Here is a 10529-nt window from a genome sequence, read left to right on the forward strand (position 1 = left end):
TCCGTAAAAACACTGTGGTTAACTACCAAGCGAGTGCTTTTCTAAAGCAGTATCGAAGAGAAGCTTTGCAATTTTATACCAGATCGTTACTAGCTTTCGTCTCAAAAAAAAGCGTTCCCAGTCCACACAGCCCAGGAACGAGAGCAAAGGTAAAGGCTGAGACTGGGAACCAGAGGAAGGAGAATGTTTTCCTTTTCCTTCTATACCAAACACCTTTCGATAGTCGCGAGGACAGACTCAGATAGTGCCGAGAGATCATAACCGCCTTCAAGACCAAAAAGGATGCGACGGGTTACTTGCAGACAATAATCTGTGAATACGCCAAAATCTTGCGGTTTCAAGTTAATGCTGGCTAACGGATCGTCTGCATTTGCGTCGTAGCCTGCACTGACAATCAACAAATCTGGCTGAAAGTCGGTTAAAAAAGGCAGAATTTTTTGTTCAAAACGCGGTTTATAATCAGCGATCGCGCTGCCAGGAGGTAATGGTAGATTTAGTACGTTGTTGTAGTTTCCTCGTTCAGAAGCTTTTCCGGTGCCGGGATAGCAAGGATATTGATGCAGCGAACAGTAGGCAATTTTGGGATGGGTTTCGACAATATCTTGCGTACCGTTGCCGTGATGAACGTCCCAATCGAGAATGGCAACGCGGTTGATTCCTGGTTGTTCAAGGGCGTGGTAAGCTGCGATCGCGGCATTCGAGAACAAGCAAAACCCCATCCCGGCGATTCTCTCGGCGTGATGTCCAGGGGGACGAGCTAGCACAAAGGCTGGGTTTCCGGTTTCGAGTACCCTATCCACTCCATCCAGCCACGCACTCACGGCTAATAAGGCGACATCGTAACTCTGGGGGGAAACCAGGGTATCGCCGTCCAAGTGTCCGCCGCCGTTTTGGGCGATACGCTGGACTCTCTCGATGTGATCTTGAGTGTGAACTTGTTGTAATATAGGCGCGATCGCCCTATCTTTCACTGGTGTTGGCAGCTGCCAATCAATTTGAGATGCCCAAGGAGCAGCATTTATTGCTTGTACAATTGCTGTTAGGCGTGCTGGTCTTTCGGGGTGAAATCGTCCAGTGTTGTGATTGAGAAAGTCATCCGAGTAGATTACTGGCAGCATAGTCGGAGAAAATTAGGCAGCATTGATGCTTTCTGGCATTGTATCTATCCTAATTATTTGTCTTCCTCCGATAAATCTTGCTTATAAATATTGTCTATCATATCTGTTCCGCCTGGGTCGTTAAGCGATTGCATTTGCGGTGCCACAGCAGGGTTATTGATCAGGTATTGTGGATCTTCTTCCATCAGAGTTTCGTTGATTGATGGAGGCTGTTTAATTTTAGCGATCGCTTCTTTGACTTCTGGCTCTAATTCTTTGTCTTGTTCGTTCATGTTTTCTTCTGGTGCGCTCATAGATAATTCCAGGCTTCTATTTGCATTTCTCTGTTTCAGCTTAAGCTTGCCTCTGGTAAGGCACCCACTACCTTGAGGCTTAAATTCAAATCAAATATTTTCACCCTATTACGTTTCGATATCTCTAAAATCCATAAATTAAAATTCTTCGACTTACTTCTGGAGTTAGCTTAGGGTAAGCAACTCTTTTGCCTACGATATCAAGGAAACAAGCCGTGTCACCCAGAAATCGCCCTCCAAATAATGAAACTCAACGCTGGACATTTCCTCAGCTTTTTGGACTGGTAAAGCGTAATCCGTTAATGATTTCCCGCTGGGTTTTCCGCTGGGCGATTGTTGGTACTGTTTGCGGACTATTCGCTGGGTTGTACTGGAACATTCTGGAGTTGATGATTCACGTCTTACACCAGGTTGAGGGGCCGAGACTACTCCTATTGATGCCACTGGCTGGTTTACTTGTTGGCACCGTAATTCATTTTTTAGGAAATCCGGGGGAAATTGCCGTAATTGTCGATAATATCCACTTTCGCGGCGGACGGCTGGATGCAACTAAAAATCCGTCAATGATTCTGGCATCTCTACTCAGCATATCGGCTGGGGGTAGTGCTGGCCCAGAAGCGCCCCTGGTACAAGTAACCGGATCTTTTGGTACGTGGGTAGCGGATCGCTTGCATCTGGAGGGGGAAGACCTGAGAACGATGAGTTTGGCGGCGATGGCTGCTGGCTTCACTGCTTTGTTTGGCGCACCTCTTGGTGGTGCAATATTCGCTTTGGAGATTTTGCATCATCAACACGTTGTGGAGTATTACGAAGCAATGCTTCCAGCGATTGTTGCCAGTTGTGCGAGTTATCTGGTGTTTGCTGTAATTACGAAACTGGGTATTGCACCGACTTGGCATTTTCCCCAGTACCTTTTAGAAAACGTTGATGATTATGGCTGGGCAATTTTGTTTGGGGTTATTGGGGCGATCGCTGCATGGGTGTTTATGGCAATTTTTCGCGGGTGCGATCGCATCTTTGCCCGCATCGGTGGCCCGATTTATTTCCGCACCACACTCGCAGGTCTGGGATTGGGCATTTTAGCGGTATCTTTCCCCCTAACTCGTTATTTTGGCCATGAAGAGTTAGATACCGTCTTGGTAGGTAACTTTTCTGCTGTTTTCCTCTTTACTCTAGCTTTGGCAAAGATGGCTGCGATTGGCGTTACTGTCACTGGAGGTTGGCGGGGTGGGTTTATCATCCCGCTGTTTTTTACAGGTGCGTGTTTGGGGAAAGCGATCGCAATTTTAATTCCCGCACTCAATCCTTCTCTTGCCATGATTTGCACAATGGCAGCGTTAAACGCAGCAGTGACGCGAACACCGATAAGTACCACTTTATTGTTGACGAAACTTGCCAATATCAGCCCTTTAACGCCAATCTTGTTCGCTAGTTTGATTGGCTTCTTTCTCGCACCCAAAGCACCTTTGATTGCTTCTCAACTCAAGACTCAACAAGAAGCGATCGCAGAATAGTCATTGGTCAATATTCATAAGCCGCTATTGCTTTGTCAGTATGCGATCGCTTCTTGTGCTGATCAATTTTCTCGCCTTAGCGACCAATCAATAAAAACCCTCATTCCCCGCACGCACAGCGGACGTAAGATAATCCTGTTCAGTTCCTGTTTCGGGGAGGGTTGGGGAGGAGTTTTTCGACACACCAATTGTCAATGACTAACGCCCAATAAAAGCCAAAATGTGATAAAATTTTCATATAATTTGTCATTCTTTAGAATTAAGGCGGAAATAATCGCAATTTTTTGCGTATTATCTGCCATTCTTCTACATTTTTGGAGCTTTTTCATAGTATGACCACTTCCCAGGAGCGGATTATCCCAACGGATTTAGGGAATGAGATGTCCCGGTCTTACCTGGAATACGCAATGAGCGTAATTGTCGGTAGGGCGCTGCCAGATGCCAGGGATGGTCTGAAACCCGTACATCGTCGCATTCTCTACGCAATGCACGAACTGGGGCTTACCCACGATCGTCCTTTCCGCAAGTGTGCAAGGGTGGTGGGAGAAGTGCTGGGTAAATACCACCCCCACGGTGATACTGCGGTATACGATGCTTTGGTACGGATGGCGCAGGATTTCTCCATGCGCGACCCCCTGATTAACGGACACGGCAACTTTGGTTCAGTTGACAACGATCCGCCCGCGGCAATGCGATACACTGAATGCCGCCTAAGATCCCTCACAGGTGCCGCCCTTTTACAGGATATTGAGTCGGAAACTGTAGATTTTGGGGATAACTTCGATGGTTCCCAGCAAGAACCGCTGGTATTACCGTCACGCATTCCCCAAATGTTGCTCAATGGTTCCAGTGGTATTGCAGTGGGGATGGCAACGAACATTCCACCGCACAATCTGGGAGAGTTGATTGATGGATTAATGGCGCTAATCCAGAATCCAGAAATTACCGACCTCCAGTTGATGCAGTATATTCCGGGGCCAGATTTTCCCACAGGAGCGCAGATTCTGGGAGTATCTGGGATTAAGGAAGCTTATACAACTGGGCGCGGATCGATTACGATGCGGGGTGTCGCTGAAATAGACACCATTGAACATCGGGGACGACCGGATCGGGAAGCGATTATTATCACTCAGTTGCCTTACCAAACGAATAAGGCAGCGTTGATTGAGAAAATCGCCGACATGGTGAATGATAAGAAGCTGGAAGGGATTGCAGATATTCGGGATGAAAGCGATCGCGATGGGATGAGAATCGTGATCGAACTCAAGCGAGACGCTTATCCCCGCGTTGTCCTCAACAACTTGTACAAGCAAACGCCCCTACAAGCCAACTTTGGGGCGAATATGCTGGCGCTGGTGAATGGGGAACCCCAAACGCTCACAATAAGACAGTTCCTCACCGTTTTCCTAGATTTCCGGATTGAGTGCATCACCCGCCGCACCCGCTACGAACTGCGGAAAGCAGAAGAAAGAGATCATCTGCTGCAAGGGTTACTGATTGCCCTGTTGCACCTAGATGAGATGATTGAGTTGATCCGCCGCGCCGCCGACACACCAACGGCAAAGACGCAGATGATGGACAACTACGGGCTTTCTGAGGCGCAAGCGGATGCAATTTTACAGATGCAGTTGCGGCGACTAACTGCACTGGAAGCTGAGAAAATTCGCTTAGAACACGACGAGTTACAAGCGCAGATTGCCGACTTGCAAGATATTTTGGCACGACGCGAACGTATCTTAGAAATCATCCAAACCGAGGTGACGGAAATCAAAACCGTCCACGCGACACCTCGCCGCACCGTCATCGAACACGCGGAAGGTGAAATTGACGACACCGACTTAATCGCCAACGAAAAAGCCTTGATTCTGCTAACAGAACAAGGTTATCTCAAGCGGATGCCAGTTAACACCTTTGAAGCACAAAGCCGCAACACCAGAGGTAAAAAAGGTACTGGCATGAAAGAGGATGATGGCGTTGAGCATTTCCTCACCTGCTGCGACCACGATAGCGTTTTATTCTTTAGCGATCGCGGGGTTGTTTACTGCCTCAAAGCTTACCAAATCCCAGCTTCTTCTCGCACAGCGCGGGGTATCCCCATCGTGCAAATGCTGCCCATTCCCCGCGACGAAAAAATTACCTCAATCGTGTCGGTGAGCGAATTTAGCCGCGAAGAATACCTGGTAATGTTAACTAAAGGCGGCTACATCAAAAAGACCGAATTAGCTGCTTTCAGTAACATCCGCTCCAATGGCTTAATCGCCATCTCCTTAGAAGAGGGAGATCAATTGCGGTGGGTGCGACGCGCTAGAGTGGATGATAGCATCATCATCGGATCGCGCCAAGGCATGGCAATTCACTTCCGCACCAATCACGAGCAATTACGTCCCTTGGGTCGTGCTACTCGCGGAGTCAGAGCAATGGCTCTCCGCACTGGAGATGAACTGATAGGCATGGATATACTGCCAAGTCAAGTAGTCGCCAAAATAGCGGAGATTGAAGAAGCGGAACCAGCGGAAGACGCTCCCATCGTCAACGGTAACGGGCCGTGGGTGCTAGTAATTACAACAGGCGGATATGGGAAACGGGTGCCAGTTGGTCAATTCCGGCTGCAAAATCGCGCTGGGATGGGATTAGTTGCTACTAAGTTCCGCAAGCCTAACGATAAACTAGCTGCTCTGCGAACGATTAATGAAGGTGATGAGCTAATGATGGTGACAAGCCGAGGCATTATCATCCGTCAAGCAACAGATGCGATTTCCCTGCAATCAAGAATGGCAACAGGGGTAAGAGTGCAACGACTTGATGAGGATGATGCGATCGCGGCGGCGGCGTTAGTTCCCCCCTCTACTGGTGATGAGGAAGAAGTTCCAGAAGAATAAACCATGAAGGAGGAAGGATGAATGATCTTGAACATATTTTGCCTTCCTCCTGCTTTGACAAAGCGCATTTCTTGGCCTTCACTCATTGCCTTAGCCAGCGGTATTTTGATGGGGTTAACCACCGCACCAGTAGGTGCGTGGTTTTTTGCTTGGATTGCCTTAGCACCCCTGTGGGTTTTGGTTGTCGAAGAACGGAAAAAGTTAGAAGTAAAAGAGCAAAAAAAACGAAAATTCTTTCTTTTGCCTTTACTCTGGGGAATCAGCTATCACGGCGTAGCTTTATTTTGGATTACCGGAATTCACCCGATGACGTGGTTGGGAGTTCCGTGGCTGGCAAGTTTAGCGATCGCATTCTTCTGCTGGACTTTTATCACCCTTTGGGGAGCCGCATTAGTTACAACTTGGGCAATTTGTCAAGCTTGGATTAATCGAAACTCCAAATCCGCCTTAATTCGCGTTCTAATTGGAACAGCTTTGTGGTGCGGACTTGAAAGCCTTTGGGGTTCCGGAAGCCTGTGGTGGACTTCCCTTTCCTTTACCCAAAGCCCTCACAATCTGGCAATTTTACACCTCGGTCAAATCTCAGGCCCCAACACAGTAACAGCAGCAATCGTAGCAATAAATGGCTTAATTGCCGAAGCCTTCATTAACCGTAAAGAACGCCAAGAAAAAACTAATTCTACCTCTTCCTCTATATCTTCTGCGCCTGGGAGGTTCCTTCTCCACGCAGGCTATTTAGGTATTGCGGCTGGAATATTTGTAGGGTTGCATCTCATAGGATTTGGGTTGTACAGCCGTCCCCTACTTCAACCGCCAGAAGCAGCATTAAAAGTAGGAATTATTCAAGGAAATATCCCTAATAAAATCAAATTTGATCGGGCTGGTTGGGAGCGCGCCATAGAAGGATACACCAGCGGTTATAAAGCTTTAGCACCTGAAGTTGATGCAGTTATAATCCCAGAAACTGCATTGCCCTTCGTATGGAATCAGCCAGAAAGAGTTGGCAGTTCCTTCTACTCAGCTATTAAGGAAAACGGTGTTGTTGCCTGGGTGGGAGGATTTGGTAAGCAGGGAAATAACCTGACAAATAGCTTATTTACTATCACTGGCAAGGGTGACATTTTTAGCCAATACGACAAAGTTAAACTGGTGCCTTTGGGAGAATATATTCCCTTCGAGCAATTTTTAGGAAAGATTATTGATAAACTTTCCCCTTTAGATGCTCAGCTAATTCATGGTAAACAAAACCAAATATTTAATACACCTTTTGGTCGTGCCATCATCGGGATTTGTTATGACTCCGCCTTCCCCGAACTTTTCCGACATCAAGCAGCTGCGGGTGGGCAATTTATTCTTACAGCCTCTAACGATGCTCATTACACCTCAACTATGATGGGTCAACATCATGCCCAAGATTTGATGAGGGCGATTGAAACTGATCGCTGGGCTGTCCGTGCTACGAATACTGGATTTTCTGGTGTGATAGACCCCCACGGCAGAACTCAGTGGATTTCTAGAATGAATACCTATGAGATTCACGCACATACAATTTACCGCAGACAAACGGAAACTTTGTATGTGCGTTGGGGCGATTGGTTAACGCCCATTTTGTTGGTATTGAGTGGGATAAGCTGGTTTATTTTTAACCGCCGATGAGTATAGATTAAGGCAGATATTTAATTTTACTTATCGGTAACAAAGAAGCGCTCTCTCGTAAGAATTTAGCACAACAATTGCGATCGCTTGGTATTGCCGAACGTGCAAAAGTTGAATAACGCTATCCGAAACTCAACCTACGAGCTTTCTTCACTTGTTGCAGAGTCTGAGATACTTGATAGCGAGTAAAAAATACTCGTCGGAGAGTTGTAAATACTTAATGGCGAGTAAAAAATACTCGTTGGAGAGTTGTGAATACTTGACAGTGAGTGTTTAATACTTGCTAGAGAGTTTTAGAGACTTGAATGTAAGTCTTTAATACTCGATAGCGAGTGTTTAATACTTGCGGGAGAGTTTTGGGGAATTGACAGCGAGTGTTTGGTACTTGTTGGAGAGTTTCGGATGCTCAACAGCGAGTGTTGGAGGATCGAACAGCAAACACAGGCATTACTCTGCCGCTAACTGTTGCACCTCGGCGATCGCTTCCCTCACTTTCTCGGCGTTGGGTGATTGGAGACGCTGCAATATATCTAGGGATTGCTGCAAATAATTCAGTGATGTGTTGAAGTCTCCCTGTAATGCTAACAGTTGCCCCAGCATTGCCAACGTCGCCGCTTTCCCTTTGACATCACCAATGCGCTCTTTTATTTCTAACGACTGCTGATAGTAAGCGATCGCTTGGTCAACTTCCCCAGTATTGGTGTAGATAATAGCTAGTTGATGCAACGTCGCCGCTTTCCCTTTGACATCACCAATGCGCTCTTTTATTTCTAACGACTGCTGATAATATGCGATCGCTTGGTCAACTTCCCCAGTATTGGCGTAGATATTTGCTAGATTGTGCAACGTCACCGCTTTCGTTTGGACATCACCAATGCGCTGTGTTATTTCTAACGACTGCTGATAATATGTGATCGCTTGCTCAACTTCCCCAGTATTAGCGTAGATAACTGCTAGTTGGTGCAACGTCGCCGCTTTCCCTTGGAGATTACCAATGCGCTCGTTTATTTCCAACGACTGCTGATAATATGTGATCGCTTGCTCAACTTCCCCACTATTGGCGTAGATAATAGCTAGAGAGTGCAACGTCGCTGCTTTCCCTTTGACATCACCAATGCGCTGTGTTATTTCTAAGGACTGCTGATAATATGTGATCGCTTGCTCAACTTCCCCAGTATTAGCGTAGATAACTGCTAGTTGGTGCAACGTCGCCGCTTTCCCTTGGACATCACCAATGCGCTGTGTTATTTCTAAGGACTGCTGATAGTAAGCGATCGCTTGCTCAATTTCCCCCAAATTCGCAAAAAGAATTCCTAATTCATGCAAGACACTTGCTTTAATTTGAGCTAGATTTTCATCATCCTTGGTTAACCTCAAAGCTTCTTGGAGTGAATCTTCTGCTTTTTTGACTTCTCCTAAACTGTGATAGGCAACCCCTAGCTGATTCAAAATATTAGTGCGAGTAGGTAAATTTTCCTCTAATTTCCCCTGATGGTTATAAGGGCTATATTCCATCAACAGACGCTGAAGTAAATCTATGCGCTCTTGTTTTTCGGCTACCTCCAAGCTTCCCAAAATTCTTTCCGACTGAAGTGCTGTGTTGATTGCATAGTCTTTAGTAGATTCGGCTGTTTTGAACTGAAATATGCCTGCTTTCCAAGCCCAAAAATCAGGCGCGTACTTGGCTAAACGAGTTAAAGCATAATCTGGTAAAAATAACAGGATAGGATGGGGAACGCTAGTTGTAAAAGCATCCCGGACAAAGTTGAGGTCTTGGAGAACAGGAGGATATTCTCCATACATCCCAATCGAGTGTTCTAAACCGATTATAATTAAAACTAATTTTTTATTCTGATCAATCCTTATTTTTGCTAATTCTTCGGCAATAGCATCTCTGATAAACCGCAAATCGGGAGAAGAAAAATTGCAAACTGCAAACTGAATCTCCTGACACTGAGGATGGTGTTTTAGTATCTCTATTAAGGCATCTCTATCTTTAGCAAAGTTGATTTCGACAAAACCAATTGTTAACTTCTCATCGACAAAATCTATAAAGGTCAGCAGTTCAGCTAAGGACTGCTGATTGACATTAATAAAGGTGTCAATCTCTGGTTGAAGTTTAGAGATTTGCTTTTGCTGCTGCGAGAGCTTCTTGGAAGGCATTGATTTGCTTCACCACGGGGTTAACATAATTCCAGCGGTTATCACCGTTATATTCAAAAACCGAGATATTGAACAGCATCATCCGTCCAATTTCATCTTTAGTAACATCCTTAGTCAAACATACCTGCGCTAAAGCAGAATAATGTTGGGTAGGAATAATCCGCTCAAAGTTAAATTGCTCTTGCTTAATCGCATAAGTAACATCATCCGCAGTCACTTTATTATGACCGCGAGTCGCAGCTGTTAGAAATGCTCTTGCCGTTATTTGCATTAGCTGGCGTACATGACCGCCGCTAGATTTGGCTAACTCCAGCAATTGCTGACGAGATTCAAATACTGCATCAACTTCTACTCGTTGATCTATTAAACTAGCAACCGCTTCTAGTGCCGTTTGATTGTATTCTAAATCGCACTCGTCACGCTTAAATTCATATATATTTACCATCGGCACAATATTGGGAGAGTCGAAGGTGTTACTTAGATTTTTCTCGGAATAAACTACAGAAATTGGCGCAGTATAAATAATCGTACAGTGTAGCCCTTGTAACTGGGCAGCATAATCAAAAAATAAATGATTATCTACGCTGGGAGGAACCCGATCCAAGTTATCAAAAACAATTAAAAATCCTTTTTGGTATTCCGGGTACTTTTGTCTAAGCTGATTAAAAGCATTGCCTAATAATAGATTAATATCTGCTTGTAAACGACCAATATCTTTTTGTAGTGTTTGGCGAATTGTTTTCTTTTGCTTATCAGAACCTTTTATTTGAGCTTGGATCTTAGCTAGTAGCTTAGAGGATGTTTTAAAAGTCGGTTAGATAGCAAAAAAGCTCACTCAGTGTAAGCTGCGAATATGTAGTACACAGCACTGAGAGAGCGTTATGAGTAAAGCTTACCCCAGTAATT

The 10529-nt window shown here is 45.5% G+C and carries 6 protein-coding genes and 1 pseudogene; 3 read left to right on the forward strand and 4 right to left on the reverse strand.

The features are described from left to right. Positions 1–200 precede the first annotated feature (200 nt). Together H6F66_RS21610 and H6F66_RS21615 are read right to left on the reverse strand one after the other, a co-directional pair. Positions 201–1118: a histone deacetylase gene (locus tag H6F66_RS21610; RefSeq protein ID WP_190425237.1), complete on the reverse strand. Its 918-nt coding sequence runs from the start codon at positions 1116–1118 to the stop codon at positions 201–203. A gap of 53 nt (positions 1119–1171) precedes the next feature. Then, a complete protein-coding gene (locus H6F66_RS21615; RefSeq protein WP_190425240.1) occupies positions 1172–1411 on the reverse strand; it encodes a hypothetical protein in 240 nt (79 codons plus the stop codon). 215 nt (positions 1412–1626) lie between these two features. Here H6F66_RS21615 and H6F66_RS21620 point away from each other — a divergent pair, with 215 nt between their 5' ends. The 3 genes from H6F66_RS21620 to lnt all read left to right on the forward strand — a co-directional run bounded on the left by H6F66_RS21620 (position 1627) and on the right by lnt (position 7460). Continuing rightward, the gene (locus tag H6F66_RS21620; RefSeq protein ID WP_347269415.1) at positions 1627–2925 is read left to right on the forward strand and encodes a chloride channel protein; all 1299 of its coding nucleotides are present in this window, start codon (positions 1627–1629) and stop codon (positions 2923–2925) included. Positions 2926–3257: 332 nt separating this feature from the next. Beyond that, positions 3258–5804, forward strand: a complete 2547-nt coding sequence (gyrA, locus tag H6F66_RS21625) for a DNA gyrase subunit A (protein WP_190425243.1) — start codon at positions 3258–3260, stop codon at positions 5802–5804. Between the two features lie 21 nt (positions 5805–5825). After that, the gene (lnt, locus tag H6F66_RS21630; RefSeq protein ID WP_190425246.1) at positions 5826–7460 is read left to right on the forward strand and encodes an apolipoprotein N-acyltransferase; all 1635 of its coding nucleotides are present in this window, start codon (positions 5826–5828) and stop codon (positions 7458–7460) included. 447 nt (positions 7461–7907) lie between these two features. Here lnt and H6F66_RS27830 read toward each other — a convergent pair whose 3' ends face one another. Then, the gene (locus tag H6F66_RS27830; RefSeq protein ID WP_199295368.1) at positions 7908–9623 is read right to left on the reverse strand and encodes a tetratricopeptide repeat protein; all 1716 of its coding nucleotides are present in this window, start codon (positions 9621–9623) and stop codon (positions 7908–7910) included. Next, a pseudogene (locus tag H6F66_RS21640) lies at positions 9580–10419 on the reverse strand (ATP-binding protein); the annotation flags it as partial. The gene H6F66_RS27830 and the pseudogene H6F66_RS21640, both read right to left, overlap by 44 nt. Between the last annotated feature and the right edge of the window lie 110 nt (positions 10420–10529).

Source organism: Trichocoleus sp. FACHB-6 (assembly GCF_014695815.1).
In the GTDB taxonomy this organism is placed as follows: domain Bacteria; phylum Cyanobacteriota; class Cyanobacteriia; order Cyanobacteriales; family FACHB-T130; genus Funiculus; species Funiculus sociatus.